The sequence below is a fragment of the Zoogloea sp. GW822-FHT05C07 genome (assembly GCF_058800215.1).
The window spans coordinates 4,813,757-4,835,868 of record NZ_CM179510.1; the positions used below are offsets into that span (position 1 = coordinate 4,813,757).

Annotated in this window: 19 protein-coding genes and 2 riboswitches; of the genes, 12 read left to right on the plus strand and 7 right to left on the minus strand. The window is 66.7% G+C overall.

Translation table 11 applies throughout. From position 1 onward, the window contains the following. Window positions 1-7 precede the first annotated feature (7 nt). The gene (locus tag AC3QL2_RS22180) at window positions 8-3,175 is read left to right on the plus strand and encodes a CusA/CzcA family heavy metal efflux RND transporter (RefSeq protein WP_493232485.1); all 3,168 of its coding nucleotides are present in this window, start codon (window positions 8-10) and stop codon (window positions 3,173-3,175) included. Between the two features lie 78 nt (window positions 3,176-3,253). Here the strand turns inward: AC3QL2_RS22180 and AC3QL2_RS22185 are convergent, their stop codons facing one another. The 3 genes from AC3QL2_RS22185 to gcvA all read right to left on the minus strand — a co-directional run bounded on the left by AC3QL2_RS22185 (window position 3,254) and on the right by gcvA (window position 7,849). After that, the gene (locus AC3QL2_RS22185; RefSeq protein WP_493232486.1) at window positions 3,254-3,439 is read right to left on the minus strand and encodes a hypothetical protein; all 186 of its coding nucleotides are present in this window, start codon (window positions 3,437-3,439) and stop codon (window positions 3,254-3,256) included. Between the two features lie 288 nt (window positions 3,440-3,727). After that, a complete protein-coding gene (locus AC3QL2_RS22190; RefSeq protein ID WP_493232487.1) occupies window positions 3,728-6,610 on the minus strand; it encodes an adenosylcobalamin-dependent ribonucleoside-diphosphate reductase in 2,883 nt (960 codons plus the stop codon). A 324-nt stretch (window positions 6,611-6,934) separates the two neighbouring features. Beyond that, window positions 6,935-7,849, minus strand: coding sequence for a transcriptional regulator GcvA (gcvA, locus tag AC3QL2_RS22195; protein ID WP_493232488.1), 915 nt, complete (start codon window positions 7,847-7,849; stop codon window positions 6,935-6,937). A 181-nt stretch (window positions 7,850-8,030) separates the two neighbouring features. Here gcvA and AC3QL2_RS22200 point away from each other — a divergent pair, with 181 nt between their 5' ends. Further along, a complete protein-coding gene (locus AC3QL2_RS22200; protein WP_493232489.1) occupies window positions 8,031-8,804 on the plus strand; it encodes an SDR family NAD(P)-dependent oxidoreductase in 774 nt (257 codons plus the stop codon). 31 nt (window positions 8,805-8,835) lie between these two features. Continuing rightward, the gene (locus AC3QL2_RS22205) at window positions 8,836-10,053 is read left to right on the plus strand and encodes an MFS transporter (protein WP_493232490.1); all 1,218 of its coding nucleotides are present in this window, start codon (window positions 8,836-8,838) and stop codon (window positions 10,051-10,053) included. Here the strand turns inward: AC3QL2_RS22205 and AC3QL2_RS22210 are convergent. Next, window positions 10,041-10,313, minus strand: coding sequence for a hypothetical protein (locus tag AC3QL2_RS22210; protein ID WP_493232491.1), 273 nt, complete (start codon window positions 10,311-10,313; stop codon window positions 10,041-10,043). The two genes, AC3QL2_RS22205 and AC3QL2_RS22210, sit on opposite strands and share 13 nt — an antisense overlap. Before the next feature lie 196 nt (window positions 10,314-10,509). On the opposite strand from AC3QL2_RS22210, the gene AC3QL2_RS22215 reads away from it, so the two are divergent. From AC3QL2_RS22215 to AC3QL2_RS22255, 9 genes are all read left to right on the plus strand, one after another. Continuing rightward, window positions 10,510-10,923 (plus strand): ArsR/SmtB family transcription factor, encoded by a 414-nt coding sequence (locus tag AC3QL2_RS22215; protein WP_493232492.1) that lies wholly within the window; start codon window positions 10,510-10,512, stop codon window positions 10,921-10,923. A gap of 2 nt (window positions 10,924-10,925) precedes the next feature. Further along, window positions 10,926-11,339 (plus strand): arsenate reductase ArsC, encoded by a 414-nt coding sequence (locus tag AC3QL2_RS22220; RefSeq protein ID WP_493232493.1) that lies wholly within the window; start codon window positions 10,926-10,928, stop codon window positions 11,337-11,339. Between the two features lie 3 nt (window positions 11,340-11,342). Continuing rightward, window positions 11,343-12,410: an ACR3 family arsenite efflux transporter gene (arsB, locus tag AC3QL2_RS22225; RefSeq protein ID WP_493232494.1), complete on the plus strand. Its 1,068-nt coding sequence runs from the start codon at window positions 11,343-11,345 to the stop codon at window positions 12,408-12,410. A gap of 18 nt (window positions 12,411-12,428) precedes the next feature. Beyond that, on the plus strand, window positions 12,429-12,806 hold the full coding sequence (arsD, locus tag AC3QL2_RS22230; protein ID WP_493232495.1) for an arsenite efflux transporter metallochaperone ArsD: 378 nt from the start codon (window positions 12,429-12,431) through the stop codon (window positions 12,804-12,806). Between the two features lie 16 nt (window positions 12,807-12,822). Further along, window positions 12,823-14,571 carry an arsenical pump-driving ATPase gene (gene arsA, locus AC3QL2_RS22235; RefSeq protein WP_493232496.1) on the plus strand — a complete coding sequence of 583 codons (1,749 nt, stop codon included), beginning with the start codon at window positions 12,823-12,825 and terminating at the stop codon, window positions 14,569-14,571. Between the two features lie 195 nt (window positions 14,572-14,766). Then, a complete protein-coding gene (locus AC3QL2_RS22240; protein ID WP_493232497.1) occupies window positions 14,767-15,192 on the plus strand; it encodes a VOC family protein in 426 nt (141 codons plus the stop codon). Between the two features lie 3 nt (window positions 15,193-15,195). Next, the gene (locus tag AC3QL2_RS22245) at window positions 15,196-15,981 is read left to right on the plus strand and encodes a helix-turn-helix transcriptional regulator (RefSeq protein WP_493232498.1); all 786 of its coding nucleotides are present in this window, start codon (window positions 15,196-15,198) and stop codon (window positions 15,979-15,981) included. A gap of 98 nt (window positions 15,982-16,079) precedes the next feature. Continuing rightward, a complete protein-coding gene (locus AC3QL2_RS22250; RefSeq protein WP_493232499.1) occupies window positions 16,080-16,628 on the plus strand; it encodes a YbhB/YbcL family Raf kinase inhibitor-like protein in 549 nt (182 codons plus the stop codon). An 88-nt stretch (window positions 16,629-16,716) separates the two neighbouring features. Next, a riboswitch (Fluoride riboswitch) is annotated at window positions 16,717-16,779 on the plus strand. Window positions 16,780-16,857: 78 nt separating this feature from the next. Further along, window positions 16,858-18,189 carry a voltage-gated chloride channel family protein gene (locus AC3QL2_RS22255; protein WP_493232500.1) on the plus strand — a complete coding sequence of 444 codons (1,332 nt, stop codon included), beginning with the start codon at window positions 16,858-16,860 and terminating at the stop codon, window positions 18,187-18,189. Between the two features lie 93 nt (window positions 18,190-18,282). On the opposite strand, the gene ribB is transcribed toward AC3QL2_RS22255, so the two are convergent. The 3 genes from ribB to AC3QL2_RS22270 form a co-directional block, all read right to left on the minus strand. Next, entirely contained in the window at window positions 18,283-18,984 is a 702-nt protein-coding gene (gene ribB, locus AC3QL2_RS22260; protein ID WP_493232501.1) for a 3,4-dihydroxy-2-butanone-4-phosphate synthase, read from the minus strand. A 151-nt stretch (window positions 18,985-19,135) separates the two neighbouring features. After that, window positions 19,136-19,284: riboswitch (FMN riboswitch) on the minus strand. 75 nt (window positions 19,285-19,359) lie between these two features. Beyond that, window positions 19,360-20,562: a 3-oxoadipyl-CoA thiolase gene (locus AC3QL2_RS22265; protein ID WP_493232502.1), complete on the minus strand. Its 1,203-nt coding sequence runs from the start codon at window positions 20,560-20,562 to the stop codon at window positions 19,360-19,362. A 31-nt stretch (window positions 20,563-20,593) separates the two neighbouring features. After that, on the minus strand, window positions 20,594-22,108 hold the full coding sequence (locus tag AC3QL2_RS22270; RefSeq protein ID WP_493232503.1) for a 3-hydroxyacyl-CoA dehydrogenase: 1,515 nt from the start codon (window positions 22,106-22,108) through the stop codon (window positions 20,594-20,596). Between the last annotated feature and the right edge of the window lie 4 nt (window positions 22,109-22,112).

The following is a 22,112-nucleotide window of genomic DNA, read 5'->3' on the forward strand; positions in this document are numbered from 1 at the left end:
GAACGCCATGTTTGAACGCATCATCCGCCTCGCCATCGAGCACCGCTGGCTGGTTCTGCTGGCCGTGCTCGGGATGGCCGCGCTGGGCATCTACAACTACCAGCGCCTGCCCATCGACGCGGTGCCGGACATCACCAACGTGCAGGTCCAGGTCAATACCGCGGCGCCGGGCTATTCGCCGCTGGAGGTCGAACAGCGGGTGACCTACCCGGTGGAGACCGTGATGGCAGGCTTGCCCGGCCTGGAGCAGACCCGCTCCCTGTCGCGCTACGGCCTGTCGCAGCTGACGGTCATCTTCAGGGACGGGACCGACATCCACTTCGCGCGGCAGCTCGTCAACCAGCGTATCCAGGAGGCCCGGGAGAAACTGCCGGCGGGCATCACGCCGGCCATGGGGCCGATCTCGACGGGGCTGGGGGAGATCTACCTGTGGACCGTGGAGGCCGGGGAGAGCGCCCGCAAGCCGGACGGCACGGCCTACACGCCGACCGATCTGCGCGAGATCCAGGACTGGATCATCAAGCCGCAGCTGCGCCACGTGGCGGGTGTGACCGAAATCAACTCCATCGGCGGTTTTGCGAAGGAGTACCAGGTGGCGCCGAGCCCGGAGAAGCTCGCTTCCTACGGGCTCACGCTGCAGGACCTGGTCACGGCGCTCGACCGCAACAATGGCAATGCCGGTGCCGGCTACATCGAGAAGCGCGGCGAGCAGTATCTGGTGCGTGCGCCGGGCCAGCTGCGCACGCCGGAGGACATCCGCAACGTGATCCTCGGCAACGTGCAGGGCGTGCCGATCCGTATCCACGACGTGGCCGAGGTTGCCATCGGGCGCGAACTGCGTACCGGGGCGGCGACCGACAATGGCCGCGAGGTGGTGCTCGGCACGGTCTTCATGTTGATTGGCGAGAACAGCCGCGCCGTCTCCCGCGCGGTGGACCAGAAGATGGCGGAGATCAACCGCAACCTGCCGCCGGGCATCCAAGCGGTGACGGTCTATGACCGCACGGTGCTGGTGGACAAGGCCATCGCCACGGTAAAGAAGAACCTGCTCGAAGGCGCGATCCTGGTGATCGTCATCCTGTTCCTGTTCCTCGGCAACATCCGCGCGGCGCTGATCACCGCGATGGTCATCCCGCTGTCGATGCTGTTCACCTTTTCGGGGATGGTCGGCTACCGGGTCAGTGCCAACCTGATGAGCCTCGGCGCCCTGGATTTCGGGATCATCATCGACGGCGCGGTGGTCATCGTCGAGAACTGCGTGCGGCGGCTGGCCCACGCGCAGGCACGCCTCGGCCGGCCGCTGAGCCGGACGGAGCGCTTCCATGAGGTCTTCGCGGCTTCAAAGGAGGCACGGCGGGCGCTGCTCTTCGGCCAGCTGATCATCATGGTGGTCTATCTGCCCATCTTCGCCCTCGCCGGCGTCGAGGGAAAGATGTTCCATCCGATGGCTTTCACGGTGGTCACGGCCTTGATCGGCGCGATGATCCTGTCCGTCACCTTCATCCCGGCGGCCGTGGCGCTGTTCATCGGCGACAAGGTGGCCGAGAAGGAGAACGGGCTAATGCGCGCCGCACGGCGGGCTTATGAGCCGGTGCTGACGCAGGTGATGGCGAACAAGCCGGTGGTGCTGACGCTGACGGCGGTGACGATCGTGCTGTCCGGCCTGCTGGTGACGCGCATGGGCAGCGAGTTCGTGCCCAGCCTCAACGAAGGGGACTTCGCGATTCAGGCGCTGCGCATTCCCGGCACCAGCCTGTCCCAATCCGTCGAGATGCAGCAGCGGCTGGAGACCCGCTTGAAGGCCGGGTTCCCGGAGATCGAGCGGGTCTTTGCTCGCACCGGCACGGCCGAGATTGCCTCCGATCCGATGCCGCCGAACATCTCCGACGGCTACATCATGCTCAAGCCGGAATCCCAGTGGCCCGAGCCCAGGCGGAGCCGCGAGGCGCTGCTGGCGGAGATCCAGAAGGTCGCCGACGGGATGCCGGGCAACGCCTACGAGTTCTCCCAGCCGATCCAGCTGCGTTTCAACGAGCTGATCTCCGGCGTGCGCAGCGACGTGGCCATCAAGATCTTCGGCGACGACATGGTGGTGCTGAACGAGACGGCGGGGAAGATCGCCGCGCTGCTGGAGAAGATCCCCGGGGCGTCCGAGGTGAAGGTGGAGCAGACGACCGGCCTGCCGGTGCTGACCGTCAACATCAACCGCGACAAGACGGCGCGCTACGGCCTGAACGTTGGCGACGTGCAGGACGCGGTGTCCACGGCGATCGGCGGCCAGGAGGCGGGCACGCTGTTCGAGGGCGACCGGCGCTTCGACATCGTCGTGCGCCTGCCGGATGCGCTGCGCTCCGATCCGGAAGCGCTCAAGCGCCTGCCGATCGCGTTGCCGCGCGGAAGCGGGGAAGGGCGGACGAGCTACATCCCGCTCGGCGAGGTGGCGAGCCTCGATCTGGCGCCGGGCCCCAACCAGGTCAGCCGCGAGAACGGCAAGCGCCGCGTGGTGGTCAGCGCCAATGTGCGCGGACGCGACATCGGCTCCTTCGTCACAGAGGCCCAGGCACAGCTGGGCGAAGTGGCGATACCCGTGGGCTACTGGATGGCCTGGGGCGGCACCTTCGAGCAGTTGGAGTCGGCGTCCCAGCGCCTGAAGGTCGTGGTGCCCGTGGCGTTGCTGCTGGTGTTCATCCTGCTGTTCGCGATGTTCGGCAACGTGAAGGATGGCCTGCTGGTGTTCTCCGGCATCCCCTTCGCGCTGACGGGGGGAGTCGCCGCCCTGTGGCTGCGCGACATTCCGCTGTCCATCTCGGCGGGTGTCGGCTTCATCGCCCTGTCCGGCGTGGCGGTGCTGAACGGACTGGTGATGATCACCTTCATCCGCAACCTGCGGGAGGAAGGCCGTTCGCTGGACGAGGCGATCCACGACGGCGCGCTGACGCGTCTGCGTCCGGTGCTGATGACGGCACTGGTCGCGTCCCTCGGCTTCATCCCGATGGCCCTCGCCACCGGAACCGGCGCGGAGGTCCAACGCCCCCTCGCGACGGTGGTCATCGGCGGCATTCTGTCCTCCACCGCACTGACCCTGCTGGTGCTGCCGCTGCTGTATCGGCTGGCGCACGCCAGGGAGGCGCAGGAAGGCGGCGTGGCGATGAGGCCGGCTACGGTGACCGATTGATGGCATGACAAAAGGCCCCTCTCCGGGGGAGATGGGCCTTTTGCTGTTTACTGTGTCAAGTCGTGAAGCTGGGGCAGGCTAGACCCGCACAGGGTCATCGGGCTCGAAATCATCGGGCGTCTTCCCGTCGGCAAGCCAGGTCACCATGACAGCCTGGGTGGCCGAGGACTTCACAAAAAATTCCTGGCTCAAGGCGTCGTAGAAGCGGGCGCCAATTTCGAGGTCGGCAAATTTCTTTCGTTCGGTGGGGAGTGGCGTGTTCATCACAACAAATCTGAGAGCTGATTATCCGGCCATGCGCTGGTGAGGCGCCTGATCGCTATACCGGGTCGACGGGGGCCGCATCATACTGGCGAATGTTCCCGGCTGAAAAGCGAAAGGCGCATGCGGCCCTGGCCGTTCCTTCCTGAGGTGGAGCATGCTAAAAAACAGCCCGCGAATGAATCGTTCGCGGGCTGTTTCGTTTTCACAAACCAGCTGGCAAGTCATGACGCAACGACTTGCAGCTGATTGTGCACAGTCACGCCGGAAACGGCGTGCCTTGCATGCAGCTTAGCCGCAGGTGCCCACTGCGCCGCAGGCGGTGCAGAAGTCGCAGCCGTCCTTGCGGATCACCGAGTGGTTGCCGCATTCGTTGCACAGGGCGCCCTGCATCAGCTTGGGCTCGTTGTCGTCGCGCGGGGACTCGAGGATGCCCATTTCGCGGGTCGGGTAGCCGGCTTCGTCGAGCACACCCAGCATCGCGTAGCGGTGGATGATCAGCGCAGCCAGGTAGGCCACGGTGGACGGCCAGTTCTGCTGACGGCGGGTGCCGGGCACGAAGGCCATGAAGTCGCCCAGGGGTTCCGGGTAGTCGATCAGCTTGCGCAGCTTCATGCCGATCCAGGCCGGGTCCATCACGCGCATGTCGAGGGACAGGATGCGGGACAGGCCGTCCAGGGCGCGCGGGTAGTTGCCCGACAGCCACATGGAGTAGGGGCGGGTGACGCCGTCCGGCAGGGTGATTTCCTTCAGGCCGAGCACGAAGTCTTCACCGGTGGCCGGGTTCTGGATGTCGACAGTCCAGGACAGGGTGCCATCGGTACCGGTCTTGGGCTCCTGCAGGGAGAACACGCTGTCGAGCACCGGGGTCGGCAGGTCGCCATCGAGGGCTTCCAGCTTCTCGCAGCGGTAGCGGACCACCTGGGCGAAGGCGGACACGACGCCCGGCATCAGCTTCTGCTCGCCATGGGGCGGGAAGCGCATTTCGAAGGACTTCTCGCCGACGGTCTTGGCCAGGGTTTCGAGCTTGAGCTTGAGCCAGCCACGGTCGTTGGCACGCATGTCCATCGACAGGGTCTTGGCGACGGCGCCAAGGCCGCGGGGCTGGTCGGCACCGTTGACCCACACTTCGAAGGGGAAGGCGCCCTTGGCGGGGCTGTCTTCGACCGGATCCATGTGGCCCACGAACAGCGCGAAGTTGCCCTGCGGCGTGTTGAGCATGTAGGTCCAGGCGGAGTTGCCATCCGGCAGGTCCGGGCGGCCCGGCCAGCGCAGGGACGAGAGCACCGGTGCCGGCAGGTTCTTGATGGACAGGCGGCGGTTGGTGTCGTCGGAGATTTCCAGGTCGTGGGGCTGCTTCTGCTCGGTGCTCGGCGTCACTGACAGCACGGAACCCAGCACGCTGTTGGGCCGGTAGGTGGCCAGGCCCTTCAGGCCGGACTTCCAGGCTTCCAGGTAGAGGTTCTCGAATTCCGCGTAGGGGTAGTCCTCGGGGACGTTCACCGTCTTGGAGATGGAGGTGTCGATGTACGGGGCGACGGCCGCGACCATGTCCTTGTGGGCCTTGGCGGAGATTTCCAGCGCGGTCACGAAGTACTCGGGCAGCTTGGAGACGTCACCGCCCTGGTGCTTGTACAGGCGCCATGCGTAATCCTCGACCGCGTATTCCTTGAAGGTGCCGTCGGCCATCCGCTTCTTGCGGGTGTAGGTGTAGGAGAACGGCGGCTCGATGCCGTTGGAGGCGTTGTCTGCGAAGGCCAGGCTGATCGTGCCGGTGGGGGCGATGGACAGCAGGTGGGAGTTGCGCAGGCCGTGCTTGCGGATCTTGTCCTTCACCTCGTTGGGCAGGCGGGACGCGAAGTTGCCACCGGACAGGTACATGTCGGCGTTGAACAGCGGGAAGGCGCCACGCTCCTTGGCCAGATCGACGGAGGCCAGGTAAGCCTGGTCGCGCATGAACTCGGAGATCTTGGTGGCCATCTCGCGGGCGGCGTCGGTGTCGTAGCGCAGACGCAGCATGGCCAGCGCGTTGCCGAGGCCGGTGAAGCCGAGGCCGACGCGGCGCTTGGACTGGGCTTCGGCGTGCTGTTGCTCGAGCGGCCAGTGGGTCGCCTCGAGCACGTTGTCGAGCATGCGGATGGAGGTTTCGACGGTCTTGGCGAAGCCGGCGAAGTCGAAGCTGGCCTTCTCGCTGAAAGCGTCCTTCACGTACAGGGTCAGGTTGATCGAGCCCAGGCAGCAGCAGCCGTAGGACGGCAGCGGCTGTTCGGCGCAGGGATTGGTTGCCTCGATGGTCTCGCAGTAGTAAAGGTTGTTGTCCTTGTTCATGCGATCGAGGAACAGGATGCCCGGCTCCGCGTGATCGTAGGTGGAGCGCATGACCTGGTCCCACAGGTCGCGGGCGCGCACCTTGCGGTACACCCACAGGCCATCTTCGCGCTTGTAGCCGCCGGCAGCCTTGATGTCGCTGGACGGCTCGGCCTTGTGGGCCAGCTCCACGTCACCGTCGTTTTCCACGGCCTGCATGAACAGGTCGGTCACGGCGATGGACACGTTGAAGTTGGTCAGGTCGCCGTGGTCCTTGGCGTGGATGAATTCCTCGATGTCCGGGTGGTCGCAGCGCAGCACGCCCATCTGGGCGCCGCGGCGGGAGCCGGCGGATTCGACGGTCTCGCAGGAGCGGTCGAAGACGCGCATGTAGGAGACGGGGCCGGAGGCGTTGGACTGGGTGCCGCGCACCATCGCGCCCTTCGGGCGGATGGAGGAGAAGTCGTAGCCGACGCCGCCACCGCGACGCATGGTCTCGGCGGATTGGGCGAGGGCGGTGTAGATGCCGCAGCGGCCATCCACGGATTCGGTGATCGAGTCGCCGACCGGCTGCACGAAGCAGTTGATCAGGGTTGCGGCGAGATTGGTGCCGGCGGCGGAGTTGATACGGCCGGCGGGCACGAAGCCCCGTTCCTGCGCTTCGAGGAACCTGGCTTCCCAAAAGGCGCGCTTTTCTTCGACCTCGATGGAGGCCAGCGCACGGGCGACACGAGCGCGCACGTCGCCAACGCTCTGCTCGTTACCTTTGGCGTATTTCTCGAGCAGAACTTCGCCGGAGATATCCTGCGATTCGAGCGTGGCGGCAGATGCGGGCTGGGCTTTGGCGTTTTTTGTGGTGGCGGTCATGGCTCTTGGATGGCTTATTGGTAGTGATCTGAAGCGGCGCATAGCTTACTCCAAGGCGGAAAATCGGCAAAATATTTTAGTTGTTTAAAATCATGAACTTAAAAAAGTCAACAGTGCGATAAAAAGAAATTTTCTACTACATTTAGTAGTGTTTTTGGCGCTGAAAATCAAGAACTTTTCCCTGAAAAGCACCCCAGGGTATTGATTTGGCGGAACAAATGGCGGTGGTTGGGCGGGGGGAGAAAAACCATTTTTTAGACATGGGATTTCTCGGTGTGATCCCGGATGGGAGAAGGCCGTGGTGGGGCGTTCGATAGGGCGACTCTATCTGGCACCTGCTTCGCCGATGATCCACTCGCGGAATGCCACCAGTCTCGGCAGGCCGGCGCATTCGGGGCGATAGACCACGTAGTAGGCAAGTTCCGAGCTGTAATCAATATTGGGGAATAGCCGGACGAGGCGTCCTGCCGCAAGATCGTCGCGGGCCATGACGCTGCGTGCCAAGGCCACGCCGTGCCCGTCGACGGCGGCCTGCAGCACAGCGGCGGAGTTGTTGATCTGCATACCCCTCTGCGTCGAAGTCCCGGTCACGCCGGCCTTCTGCAGCCAGGCTTCCCAGGTAGGAAAGCCCGTGTGGCGGTCCATCGACAGGTCATGGATCAGATTCTCTTGGGCGAGGTCCTCCGGTTTCTGCAGGCGTCGGGTGTCGTCAAGCAGCCGTGGTGAGCACACCGGGTAGACCTCCTCGTCCATCAGTTTGTCTGCCGTCAGCCCCGGCCAGCTGCCGGCGCCGTAACGCACCCCGATATCGACCCGCTGGGCGACGAAGTCCACCGCCTTGAGGCTGGTTTCCAGGCGCACGTCCGTGCCGGGCCACGCCGCCTGGAAGCGGTCGATGCGCGGCAGCAGCCACTTGGCGGCAAAGGCCGGGCTGATCGTCACGGTGAGTACGCCGCTGGCCGAGCCTTCCTTGAGCCGTTCCAGACCCACCGTCAGCCTATCGAAGCCGGCCCGGATGTCCGGCAGCGCCCGCTCGGCCGCCTCGGTGGCGACGAGCCGGGTCCGTCCGCTGCTGTTGCGCAGGAACAGCGGCGTGCCCAGCCATTCCTCCAGCGCACGCACGAGCTGCCCGACCGCGGCGGGGGTGACGTGGAGCTCGGCCGCCGCCGCAGAAAAACTCTGATGGCGGGCGCTGGCCTCGAAGGCGCGCAGGGCGTTGAGATGTACGGGCAGCTTCATTGCAATAAAGTTTTTCTTTCAATAAAGGGCACTTTATCTCGTTTGTGGGTGGCCCGAAACAAGCGAAGAATCCTCTTCACACCAATGACTCAAGTATGACGGAGATCCGAGGCTGATGTTCGGGGCGCCTGGTGTGGGCGTTGAGCGGATAGTTTTCCTAACAGATAAGAGGAGCGCGTGGATGAGCAATCAATTCAAGGGCAGGAAGCTGCTGGTGGTCGGCGGTACCAGCGGCATGGGCCTGGAGTCGGCCCGTATGGTCCTCGCCGAAGGTGGCAGTGTGGTCATCGTTGGGCACCGCACCGACAAGGCCGAAGCGGCACGCAAGGCGTTGGCCGCCATGGGCCCGGTGTGGGCGCTGACGGCCGACCTCGCCAACGACGAAGGGCTGGCGGCCCTGCTCACGACGATCGACGAGCAGCATCCGGACATCGATCTGCTGGTCAATGCGGCCGGGGTCTTCTTCCCCAAGCCTTTCCTGGCGCACCAGGCCGCCGATTACGAGCAGTACATGAAGCTGAACAAGGCGTTCTTCTTCGTCACCCAGAAGGTCGCCGCCAGGCTGGTCGCCCGGGGGCGCCCGGGTTCCATCGTGAACATCGGCTCGATGTGGGCCAAGCAGGCCATCGCGGCGACGCCGTCGTCGGCGTATTCCATGGCCAAGGCCGGCCTGCATGCACTGACCCAGCACCTGGCCATGGAGCTGGCGCCGCAGCACATCCGCGTCAACGCGGTGTCGCCGGCGGTGGTGCAGACCCCGATCTACGAAGGCTTCATCCCGAAGGCCGAAGTGCACGACGCGCTGCAGGGCTTCAACAGTTTTCATCCCATCGGCCGCGTCGGCACGCCCCAGGACGTCGCCGAGGCCATCGTCTTCCTGCTGTCAGACAAGGCGGGCTGGGTGACCGGCGCCAACTGGGATGTGGACGGCGGCGTGATGGCCGGCCGCAACTGATCGTCAATCTGACCATGAAAGACCCGCGCCAATGCCGCACGCCGACGCAAGCACGCTGACTGAACAATCCTCGCCAGCTCTCTACGCCTACGCCCGGAGCAACGTCGCAAGGCTGACGGTCGCGCAGGCGCTCTCGGGGGCGAACGCGGCAGTCGTCTATGCAAGCGGTGCCATCGTCGGAAACATGCTCGCGCCCAGCCGCGCGCTGGCGACGCTGCCGATCACCATCTTCGTGCTGGGGATGGCGGCGTGTTCCCTGCCTGCCGGTTTGGTTGCCCGGCGCCACGGCCGTCACGTCGCCTTCCAGGTCGGGACGGCATGCGGCGTGCTGGCCGGTTTGCTCGCGGCGCTGGCGGTGGCGCTGGGCTGGTTCTGGCTGTTCTGTGGGGCGACCTTCTTCGGCGGTGCGTATGCTGCGGTGGTCCTGTCCTTCCGCTTCGCGGCGGCGGACTGCGTGCCGCCGGAGCGGCGTCCGCGGGCACTGTCGCTGGTCATGGCAGGCGGGATCTTCGCGGGCGTGATCGGGCCGCAGCTCGTCACCCATACGATGGACATGTGGATGCCGCATGCCTTTGCCGGCACCTACCTCGCGCAGGCGGCGGTGGCGGTCGTCTCCGCGCTCACGCTGACTGGCGTTCGCCTGCCCATGCCGCAGGCGGAGGAGGGGGCCGGCGGTCGTCCGATCGGCGTCATCGCCCGCCAGCCGAGGTTCATCATCGCCGTCACCTGCGGGGTGGTCTCGTACCTGCTGATGAATTTCCTGATGACCGCCGCACCGCTGGCGATGCGGATGTGCGGCCTGTCGCAGGAGGCATCCAACCTTGGCATCCAGTGGCACATCATTGCGATGTACGCCCCGAGCTTCTTCACCGGGCAGTTGATCGCGCGTTTCGGCGCCCACCGGATCGCCATGGCGGGGCTGGTTCTCACCGCGCTTTCCGCCATAGTGGGCCTGCTGGGCACCGACATCGCGCACTTCTGGCTGACCCTCGTGCTCCTCGGTGTTGGCTGGAATTTCGGCTTCGTCGGGGCATCGGCACTGGTGCTGGAGTGCCATCGCCCCGAGGAGAAGACGCGTGTCCAGTCCTTCAACGACTTCATCGTGTTCGGGATGGTTGCCGTCGGCTCCTTCCTGTCCGGCGCGCTGTTGACGGCGTACGGATGGGACGCGGTGCTGCGGCTGTCTTTCGTGCCCCTGGTGCTGGCGGCGCTCGTGCTGATGCGTCTGGAGGCGGCTCAGGCCGCCTGACCTGCGCTCAGGCGCACATGCAGCACCTGGGCGAGCTGGCGGACTTCTTCGCCCATCACGGAGCAGGTCAGCAGGAAGCCGTCGCGCATCTCCTGCGACTGCGCCCTGAGCACGCCGCCTTGCTCGTCCAGCGTGACGGCGAGGAGGGCGCGGAGTTGCAGCTGGTGCGCCTGCACGTCCTCCAGCAGCGGGCGGCCGGGGTGGCGGGGCGTGTCGTCAAATGGAGCCAGGCTGTGCGCCGACTGGGAAAGGTTGGTCATGATGATCGTCTCCGGTATTTTTATCGTATTTCTCAAAGACACGCACAGTACGGAGTGCACATTTCATATTCGGAACTGGACGATGACCAAACCGTGACAGATCGCCGAACTGGAGCGTGCGCCGGCTGATCGGTATCACGCGTTCTGCAACAAAATCTTCACAGTTAAATTTCGACGTTTCGATAATAATGGAAATATGAAAACGCTCGATGCCGCTGAACTGCTTGCCGCCCTGGGCCACGAGTCCCGCCTGAGTATCTTCCGTCTGTTGGTGGAGGCCGGGCCGGACGGGGTTTTCGCCAGTGCAATCGGAGAGCAGCTGGGCCTTCCTGCGCCGACTCTGTCCTTCCACCTGGCCCATCTCAGCCGGGTCGGGCTCATCCGCGGGCAGAAGGAGAGTCGCTTCATCCGCTACTCCGCGGAGTTCGCGACGATGGACGAACTCATCGCCTTCCTGACCCACAACTGCTGCCAGGGCCAGGCCTGCCTGCCCAAGACCGCCGTCTGCGACACCATCGCCAAACGCAGAAATCCTGCTAACGGCGTTTCGGCCGATTCAACCGCAACGTGTTGCAAGCCCGACGAACAAGCCGACCAGCCGGAACAATGACCATGTCCCAACTCAAGACCGTGCTGGTGCTATGCACCGGCAACTCCTGTCGCTCCCAGATGGCCGAAGCCATCCTCAATCACGAACTGGCCGGCCAGGTCCGCGCCCTGTCGGCCGGTACGCTGCCGCAGCCCAAGGTGGCGGATGGCGCCATCGCCGCACTGAAGGATGCCGGCCTGCCTACCGATGGTCTCTACCCCAAGACCATCGATGCGGTGATGGACGAGCGCATCGATCTGGTGGTGACCGTCTGCGACAACGCCAAGGAGAGCTGCCCGATCTTCCCGCGCCCGGTGCCGCGCATGCATATGCCTTTCCACGACCCGCACGGCGAGCCACTGGAGAGCTTCGTCCGCGTCCGCGACGAGATCCGCGCCACCCTGGTGCCGGCAGTCCACAGCGCACTGGAGCTGTAAGCCATGTCCGCCCAATGTGAAATGACCGCCAAGGCCGCCGCAGGCGCGCCGATGGGCTTCTTCGAGCGCTATCTGACGGTATGGGTCTTCCTGTGCATCGTCGTCGGCATCGCGCTCGGCCAGCTTGCGCCGGGGCTTTTCCGGGCGATCGGCCGCCTCGAAGTCGCCCAGGTGAATCTGCCGGTGGGCCTGCTGATCTGGGTGATGATCATCCCGATGCTGGTGAAGGTGGATTTCGGCGCACTGCACGAGGTGAAGCAGCACGTGCGTGGCATCGGTGTGACCCTGTTCGTGAACTGGCTGGTCAAACCCTTCTCTATGGCGCTGCTAGGCTGGCTGTTCGTCCGCAACCTGTTCGCGCCGATGCTGCCGGCGGACCAGCTCGACAGCTACGTGGCCGGCCTCATCCTGCTGGCTGCGGCGCCATGTACTGCGATGGTTTTCGTGTGGAGCAAGCTGTCGGACGGAGACCCGTTGTTCACCCTGTCGCAGGTCGCGCTGAACGACGCCATCATGGTGTTCGCCTTCGCACCGATGGTCGGCCTGCTGCTCGGCATTTCGGCCATTACGGTGCCATGGGCCACGTTGCTCACTTCGGTGGTGCTCTATATCGTGATTCCGGTGGCGCTGGCCCAGCTGTGGCGCAAGGCCTTGCTGGCCACGGGGCAGGCCGCTTTCGATGCGGCGATGGCGAAGATCGGGCCGTGGTCCATCTCGGCGCTGCTCGCCACGCTGGTGTTGCTGTTCGCCTTCCAGGGCAAGGCCATCCTGGAGCAGCCGCTGGTCATCGCGCTGCTGGCGGTGCCCATCCTCATCCAGGTGTTCTTCAATTCGGCGCTGGCCTATTGGCTCAACCGTACCGTCGGAGAGAAGCATAATGTGGCCTGTCCGTCGGCGCTGATCGGGGCATCCAACTTCTTCGAACTCGCCGTTGCTGCGGCCATCAGCCTGTTCGGTTTCGAATCCGGCGCGGCGCTGGCCACCGTCGTCGGCGTCCTCATCGAGGTGCCGGTCATGTTGCTGGTGGTGAAGGTCGTCAATGCGTCAAAGGGCTGGTATGAGGCCCGCTGATTTTCCGAGGAGATCATCATGAAAAAGCTCGAAGTGTTCGACCCGGCCATGTGCTGCTCGACCGGCGTGTGTGGCGTGGATGTGGACCCGGTGCTGGCCCAGTTCGCCGCCGACCTGAAGTGGGTGGAGGAACATGGCGTGGAAGTCGCCCGCCACAACCTCGGCCAGGAACCCCAGGCCTTCGCCACCAATCCGGCGGTGCTCAAGGAAATGGAAGCCGGCATGGACCGCCTGCCTATCGTGACAGTGGATGGCCACATCGTGTCCACCGGCATGTATCCGTCGCGCCAGCAACTGGTGCAGAAGCTCGGCATCGTGCTGAAGACGGAAGAGAAACCGCGCATCTTGATCAGCGCCGCCGGTGGCTGCTGCGACCCGAAGTCTGGCTGCTGCTGACCCGAGGAGACGGACCATGGCCCTCCCGCGTACCGACACACGTTACCTGTTCTTCACCGGCAAGGGCGGCGTCGGCAAGACGTCCCTGTCCTGCGCCACCGGCCTGGCCCTGGCCGAGGCCGGCAAGCGGGTGCTGATCGTGAGCACCGACCCGGCGTCCAATCTGGACGAGGTGCTGGGTGTGGCATTGGGCCAGGCACCGACCGCCATTCCTGGCACGCCGGGCCTGTGCGCCCTCAACATCGACCCGGAGGCGGCGGCCTATGCCTACCGGGAGCGGATGGTCGCACCGTACCGCGGCATCCTGCCGGCGGCGGCCATCCAGAGCATGGAGGAGCAGTTCTCCGGCGCGTGTACGGTGGAGATCGCTGCCTTCGACGAGTTCTCCAAGCTGCTCGGCGATCCGGCGGCGACGGCCGACTTCGAGCACGTCATCTTCGATACCGCGCCGACCGGCCACACGCTGCGCCTGCTGACGCTCCCTTCGGCGTGGGACGAGTTCATCTCGTCGTCCACCGGCGGCGCGTCCTGTCTTGGTCCGCTGGCCGGCCTGGAGAAGCAGAAGGCCTTGTATGCGGCCACGGTGGCGCGCCTGTCGAACCCGGCTGAAACCACGGTCGTCCTGGTCAGCCGGCCGGAAGTCGCATCGCTGCGGGAGGCCGAGCGCACGCGGGGCGAACTGGCGGAGCTGGGCATCCGCAACCAGATGTTGGCCATCAACGGACTGTTCGCGGTAGGGCAGACCGACGATGCGATTGCCACTGCCATGTCGCGACGGGCCGCCGATGCCCTGGCCCAGATGCCGGCCGAACTTTCCAGACTGCCCGGCTGCACCATTCCCTTCCTGCCGAAAGGCACGGTCGGACTCGACGCGCTGCGCGTGATGGCTCATCCGGAAACCGCAGCCCCCGCCACATCGAGCAACATGCCGTCCACCAAGCTGCCGCCGGGCCTGGCCGGCCTGGTGGACGAGATGGCCTGTTCCGGCCACGGCGTGGTGATGACCATGGGCAAGGGCGGCGTCGGCAAGACCTCGGTCGCCGCGGCGATTGCCGTGGCTCTCGCGCAGCGGGGCGGCAAGGTCGTGCTGTCCACCACCGACCCGGCGGCCCACGTGGCGGCCACGCTGGACGGCGCCATCCCGGGTCTGACCGTCACGCGTATCGACCCGCGCCGGGAAGTGGCCGACTACACCGCGGAGGTCCTCGCCAAGGCCGGCAAGAGCCTCGACGCCGGTGGACTGGCAATGCTGGAGGAAGACCTGCGTTCGCCCTGCACCGAGGAGATTGCGGTCTTCCGCGCCTTCGCCCGCACCGTGGATGAAGGCAAGGACGGCTTCGTGGTGCTCGACACCGCGCCGACTGGCCACACCATCCTGCTGCTCGATGCCGCCGAGGCCTACCACCGGGAAGTCATGCGCACCCAGGGCGACATGCCGGAGTCGGTGCGCCAGCTGCTGCCGCGGCTGCGCGACCCGGCCTACACCCATGTGCTGATCGTCACCCTGCCCGAAGCCACGCCCGTGCACGAGGCCGAGCGCCTGCAGGGCGACCTGGCCCGGGCCGGCATCACGCCCTACGCCTGGGTCATCAACCAGTCCCTGCTGGCCAGTGGTACCGCCGATCCGTTGCTGTGCCAGCGTGGCCGCTACGAAGTGCCCTTTGTGCGGCGGGTGGCTGACGAACTGGCAAGTCGCTGTGCGCTGATTCCGTGGCTGGCTGAGGCGCCGGTGGGCAAGGCGGGGCTGGCGCAGCTGGTTCGTTGAGGAGGCCGGCGCTGCAAGGGCTTTTGGGAAGGTCGGACGGTTTTGCTCCCGACATTTGAAAGAAAATGCGCAAGCTTTGACAGGGCCTGAGCAACACCGCGCGTCCGTACTCATTCACTATGGATGCCACGGCGTGTTGCTGACCCTGTCCTGGGTTCGCCGGCGCGCCGCTTTGCGACTGATGGAGGCGCTCCCGTGTTGTCACATGTCTTTCTGGGCACCAATCACTTCGAGCAGGCGCTGGCCTTCTACCGGCCGCTCATGGACGCACTCGGGCTCCACGAGCGCTTCTGCGATCCCCAGCGGCCGTGGGCCGGCTGGGAGCCGGCGCCGGGCGTCCGGCCGCTATTCGTGATCGGCCGGCCGTACGACCAGGCAGCCGCCAGCGCCGGGAACGGCCAGATGGTGGCGCTGCTGGCGACGAGCCGGGCGGTGGTCGACCGGGCCTACGCGCTGGCGCTTGAACACGGCGGGGCCGATGAGGGCGCGCCGGGCTTGCGGCCCGAGTACCACGCCAACTACTACGGGGCCTATTTCCGGGACCCGGACGGGAACAAGCTCTGCGTGGTGTGCCATGAGCCGGCCGTGGCCCTGGAGGACGGCGGTACGGCCACTCGCTGACCCATGGAAGAACATAGTTTTCCCGCCAGCTGCTTTATCTCCAGCCGCGTGCGGCACCGCGTCGCGACGGTCGCGATTCGCGAGGACGTGCTCATCCTCGTGCGCAGCGGCATCAAGACGCTCCACGGCGGTGGCTTGCCCATCACCCTCAAGGCGGGCACGGCGGTGGTGCTGGTGCGCGGGTCCGAGTGGGACGTGGTGAACGATCCCGTGCCGGATGGCCGCTACGAGGCGCTGGTGCTGCAGTTCGGCGACACGGCGATCCGGGATTTCCAGCGTGCCCATGCGGGTAACTTCGACGGGCGGCGGCCGGATGGCTGCTTCGTGACCACGCCCGACGGGCCGCTGGCCGAGGCCATCGGGCGGGCCACCCGCGCCATTGAAGCGCCGGACGTGTCGGAGCGCCTGCGCCAGCATCGGGTTGCGGAGGTGCTGCTGATGCTGGCGGAGCAGGGCTGCGTGCTGGAGCCCCGTGAGGCCTTGAGCTGGCCCGACCGGGTGCGGCGCCTCATCGCCAACCGGCCGCACGCGGACTGGACGGCGGAGACGACGGCCCAAGCCTGCCACACCAGCGCCAGCACGCTGCACCGGCGCCTGGCCGAGCATGACCTGACGATCGGCGGCGTGATCCGCGAGATCCGGCTGGAGACTGGAATGCTGTTGCTCCAGACCACGAAGCTGCCGGTCGGCGAGGTTGCCCAGCGCTGCGGCTACGATTCCCACAGCCGCTTCTCGGCGGCCTTCAAGTCCCGCTACGGATTCCTGCCGTCCTATCTCCGCTCGGCGTGACGGGCGGCGCACAAGCCTTGGAGGGATCGGGCTAACGGTAAAGGCCGTGGGACATCGAGAATCGCCTCGTCGACCAAACGAGGAGTCACGAAATGTCCATGAAATCCATTCTTGCATCCGCAATGCTCGTGGTGGTGCCGGCTGTGGCGAGCGCGGATGAATTCCGCCTCACCAGCCCGGTGCTCGAAGCCGATGGCTGGCTGCCCGCCGAACAGGTCTTCAACGGCTTCGGCTGTACCGGCCGCAACGTGTCGCCAGCGCTGGCCTGGAGCGGCCTGCCGCCGGGAACGAAGAGTATTGCGGTGACTGTCTATGACCCCGATGCGCCGACGGGCTCCGGCTGGTGGCACTGGGTCGTCATCAACATCCCCGCCGAGGCCACCGGCCTGGCCGAAGGGGCAGGGGATGTGGCGACGCACCGGCTCCCCAGCCAGGCCGCTACGCTGCGGACCGACTTCGGCACGCCGGGATACGGCGGCGCCTGCCCGCCACCGGGCGACCAGCCGCACCGTTATGTTTTCACTGTCTACGCACTCAAGACCTCGCACATCGATCTGCCGGACAATGCGACGGCTGCGCTGGCGGGCTTCATGATCCACGCCAACATGATCGCCAAGGCGACGCTCACGGTCCGCTACGGGCGTTGAGTTGAGGGCACCTTCCGGCCCTGTTCAGGGCGGGAAGGCGCCTCGTCCGCCAGCGCTCTTCCGGATCCGCCCGCGCCTCGGTTAGAATCCGGCCAGTGGAGATGGCATTCCTCCCTTAACCGCCCTCGGGGCTGATGATGCCTGCATCGATTCCTGGTCAAGCCGGGCGGTGCGGGCATTTTTTACGCCCGTTCGCTTGTCCAGCTCCCCAACCACTGTCCGGACAAGCATGAAACGACTCAAGCAACTCGAACAGATCGATCTGATTCCCTATCTCGGGAAATGGATCCTGCTGGCCAGCGCCGTTGCTGCCCTGGCCGGCACGGCTTCGGCCTTCTTCCTGTACGCGCTGGAATGGGCCACCGCCACGCGCATCCGCTACCCGTGGCTGATCGGCTTCCTGCCCCTGGCCGGGTTTGCGGTGGGCTGGCTCTACCTGCGTTTCGGGCAGCGCGTCGAGGCGGGCAACAACTTGCTGATCGACGAGATCCACGACCCGAAGAAGGTCATTCCGTTCCGCATGGCGCCGCTGGTGCTGGGGGGAACCGTGGTGTCCCACCTGTTCGGCGCCTCGGTGGGGCGGGAAGGGACGGCGGTGCAGATGGGCGGGGCCCTCGCCGATCAGCTCACGCAGCTGTTCCGGCTCCGGCATGAGGACCGGCGCATCATCCTGATGGCCGGCATCAGCGCCGGCTTCTCGTCGGTGTTCGGCACGCCGCTCGCCGGCGCCATTTTCGGGCTGGAAGTGCTGGCCATCGGCCGCCTGCATTACGACGCGATCCTGGCCTGCACGGTGTCGGCCATCGTCGCCGAGCAGGTGGGCCTGCTGTGGGGGATCCAGCACACCCACTACGCCATTCCCCATATCCCGGCCTTCTCGGCCTGGGGCTTGGTGGCGATGATCCTGGCCGGCGCGGTTTTCGGCCTGGCCGGCAAGCTGTTTGCCGACTCGACTCACGCGCTGGGCGGATGGATGAAGGCGCGCATTGCCTACGCCCCGCTTCGGCCGCTGCTCGGCGGTGCGCTCATCGCCGCCGTCGCCTGGTGGTTGAGTGCGGATCGCTACCTCGGCCTGGGTATCCCGGTGATCGTCGAGGCCTTCCAGCATCCCCTGTCGCCGCTCGATTTCATCGCCAAGATGGGCTTCACGATCGCGTCGCTGGGCAGTGGCTTCAAGGGCGGCGAGGTGACGCCGCTGTTCTACATCGGCGCGACGCTCGGCAATGCGCTGGCGCCCTTGCTCGACATGCCCTTCGCGCTGCTGGCCGGCATCGGCTTCGTCGCGGTCTTTGCGGGCGCCGCCAATACGCCGATTGCCTCGACGCTGATGGCCATGGAGATCTTCGGTGCCGAGATCGGCGTGTTCGCGGCGATCGCCTGCGTGGTGAGTTATCTCTTCTCGGGGCACACGGGCATCTACCGCTCCCAGCGCGTGGGGCAGGGCAAGCACCGGCCGCCACCGACCGGGATGAAGCTTGGGGAGCTGCCGGCCTACCGGAAGGCGCGGAGTCTCCGCGCCCAGGATTCTTCTGCTGAAACGCCGCCGGGCGGCAAGCGCTAAGCCTGGTTCGTGTCGCTCCTTGCCCCGTCCTTCGATGGCACGGGCAAGGAGCCTGAGTTCCGGGCCCGGCAGCTGCCGGACCCGCTGGCTGTGTCAGTCGGCCAGTGGCGCGAGGCCCTCGGCGAAGCGGCGGTACTGGACGAGCTGGGCGATGCTCAGGATCGGATAGCCACGGGCCTCGGCAAAGGCCCGCGCGTCCTTGCCGCGCATCATCGTGCCGTCAGGGTTCATCAGTTCGCACAGCACTGCGGCGGGCTGGAAGCCTGCCAGCCGCGCCAGGTCCACCGAGCCTTCGGTGTGGCCGCGGCGGCCCAGCACGCCTTGCGGATGGGCCCGCAGCGGAAACACGTGTCCGGGCCGGACGACGTCTTCCGGATGCGCGTCGGCAGCGATGGCGGCGCGGATCGTCGTCAGGCGGTCGGCGGCGGACACGCCGGTGGTGACACCATGGCGGGCCTCGATGCTGACCGTGAAGGCGGTGCGGAAACGGCTTTCATTGCTGCTCACCATCGGCGGCAGGTCGAGCTGGCGGACGCGGGCGTCGTCGAGACACAGGCAGACGATGCCGCTGCATTCCCGGATGAACACGGCCATCATGGCCTCGTCCATGACCTCGGCCGGGATGACCAGGTCGCACTCGTCCTCCCGGTCGTGGTCGTCGAAGAGGGCGATGGCGCGCCCTTCGCGGGCGGCGTCGAGGGCGTCTTGAACGGCAGTGACAGCCGCGGCGACGGAGGCGGGAACGGCAGAGGCGGGCAGGCCCGCAAACGGGCGCAAAGGTGTAGCTGAGGACATTGAAACGCTCCTGACAGAAAAGGTCGCAAGAAACGTTTCAGGGGTGCGCAACGACGTACCGGCAGCACCAGCGGGCACGCGCCAAGGCGCGCACCCGGCGGACGGCCGGGGACGATCGGTGGCGCCGGTCCACAGGACCGGGCCACAAGGGATGCGCCTTCTTTCATCCGGACTGTAACCGTCGGCTCCGGCATTGAACCGGATCTGCTGACCCCGCATTGCTGCGGGCGCTCGCGGGCTCGGCGACCTGTCGGCCGCCCTACCGCCGGTGGGGACTTCCACCCCGCCCTGAAGACGAATGGTTGCCGCCCGGTTGCGGACGGCGGCGGCAGCTTACGCTTTTCGCCAGCGGGTGTATATGCGGTGGGGCTGGCTTCAGACCCGTTCCAGTACCACCGCGATGCCTTGGCCGACGCCGATGCACAGGCTGACTACCGCATAGCGTCCGCCACGCCGGTGCAGCTCCCGCGCGGCGCTGTAGGCCAGGCGCGCGCCGGAGGCGCCGAGGGGATGGCCGATGGCGATGGCGCCGCCGTTGGGATTGACCCGCGGATCAATGGCGGATAGGCCGAGCAGCTTGAGGCAGGCCAGCACCTGGGTGGCGAAGGCCTCGTTGATCTCGATGAGATCCACGTCGGCGAGGCTCAGGCTGGCGCGCTCCAGCGCCTTCGGAATCGCTTGGGCCGGGCCGATGCCCATGATGCGCGGCTCCACGCCGCTGACCGCGCCGGCCAGGATGCGCGCCAGCGGTTGGGTGCCAGCCTTGTCGCCGACGGCCGCGTTGCCGATCAGCAGCGCGGCGGCGCCATCGTTGATGCCGGAGGCGTTGCCGGCCGTTACCACGCCACCGGCGAACAGGGGCTTGAGGCCGGACAGGCTGTCGTAGGTGCTTTCGGGGCGCGGATGCTCGTCCTCGAAGACCATCGCCGGTGGCGACTTGCGGCCGGTCGGCACCGCGATGGGCAGGATCTCGCCTTCATAGAAGCCGTCCGCCTTGGCGGCTGCGTAGCGGGCCTGGGAGGCGGCCGCGAAACGGTCGGATTCCTCACGGCCGATGCCGAACTCCGTGGCCAGGTTGTCCGCCGTTTCGGGCATGGAGTCGTTGCCGTAGGCCTCGATCAGCCTCGGGTTGGGGAAGCGGGCGCCGATGGTGGTGTCGAAGACCTTGAAGTCGCGGCCGAAGGCGGACTCCGACTTGGCGACGACGAAGGGCGCGCGGGTCATGCTCTCCACGCCGCCGGCCACGTAGAGCTGGCCTTCGCCGCAGCTGACGGCGCGGGCCGTGTCGAGCACCGCGGCGAGGCCGCTGCCGCACAGGCGATTGACCGCCTGGCCGGGCACACTGGCGGGCAGGCCGGCGAGCAGGGCGGCGTGGCGCCCCACGTTGCGACTGTCCTCGCCGGACTGGCAGGTGCAGCCGAGGACCACGTCCTCGATGTCCTCCGGTTTGAAGCTGCTGCGGGCCAGCAGTTCGCGGATCACCGTGGCGGCGAGGTCGTCCGGGCGCACGTTGGCGAGCTTGCCGGCGTGGCGGGTGATCGGGGAGCGCAGGCCGGCGTAGATATAGGCGTCGAGCATGGATGTCGTCCTCAATTAGAAATGGGCGGTTTCAGGCTTCGGGCGTCAGCAGGGACACGCCGAGGCGTGCCCGGCGCAGCAGCCACGGGCTGGGGCGATAGCGGGGGTCCTGGTAGAAGTCGTGCAAGCCGTTGAGGATGCGCAGCACGGTATCGGCCCCGAGGCTGTCGCCGAGGGCCAGCGGGCCCTGCGGGTAGCCGAGGCCGAGGGTCACCGCGTCGTCGATGTCGGCCGGCGTGGCGATGCGTTGCTGGGCGATGTCGCAGCCGATGTTGACGATCATCGCCAGCACCCGCTGGGCAACGAAGCCGGCGCTGTCGTGGATTACCGTCAGCGGCAGGCCGGCGCCGCCGAGGGCGCCCCACACCGCGTCGCGGCTGGCCGGCTCGGTGATCGGCGTCGTCATCAGCGTGAGCTGGCGGTCGAGCAGGATCGGATCGAGGGCCACGCTGCGGCGGGGATCGAGCTGCTCGTCGAGCACCGCCGTGGTCGCATCGCGGCCCACCGGCAGCACGATGCAGGTCGAAGCGGCGGCAGGCCGTTCGCCGGCGTCGATGACGCCGCCGCTTGCGCGCAGCAGCGCCACGACCTGTTCCCGCCGCAGCGGATTGCGGGCGCTGACCCAGATCGGCGTGGCGTTGGCCGCCGGAGTGGCGGGTATGGGCGGCAGCACGGCCTTGCCGTCCTCGTAGGCGTAGAACCCCCGGCCGCTCTTGCGCCCGAGCAGGCCGGCGGCGAGGCGCTGGCGGGTGATCGGCGACGGGCGGTAGCGCGGCTCCTGGAAATACTGGTCGTAGATGGACTCCATCACCGGCTGGGAGACGTCCAGCCCGATCATGTCGAACAGCTCGAAGGGCCCCATGCGGAAGCCGGCGGCGCGCAGGATGCGGTCGATGGCGGCCGGCTCGGCGATGCCCTCGCCGAGGATGCGCAAGGCTTCGGTGCCGTAGGCGCGGCCGGCGTGATTGACGACGAAGCCCGGCGTGTCGCGGGTGCGGATCGGCCGGTGGCCGACGCGCCGGGCGAGGGCGGTGAGCGTGTCGCCGACCCAGGCCTCGCCGAGTTCCGAGTCGATCACCTCGACCACCTTCATCAGCGGTACCGGGCTGAAGAAGTGGAAGCCGCCGACCCGGCCGGGCAGCCGGCAGGCGCTGGCGATGGCCGTTACCGACAGGGACGAGGTGTTGGTGGCGAGCAGGCAGTCGTCGCCGACGACATCCTCCAGCGCGCGAAACAGGCTGCGCTTGGCGTCGAGGTTCTCGACGATGGCCTCGACGACCACCCGGCAGTCGGCCAGCCCGGTGAGGGCATCGGCCACGTGCAGTCGGCCGATAGCGGCGTCCAGCGCGGCCGCGTCGAGCTTGCCCTTGTCGGCCAGCTTGCCCAGGGTTGCGGCGATGGCGTCGCGGGCTTCGGTGGCTGCGCCGGCCCGGTTGTCGAACAGGCGGACGGCAATGCCGGCCTGGGCGGCGATCTGGGCGATGCCGCGGCCCATCAGGCCGGTGCCGACGATGCCGATGACGAGGCTTTCGGTGGTGGTGTTCATCGTG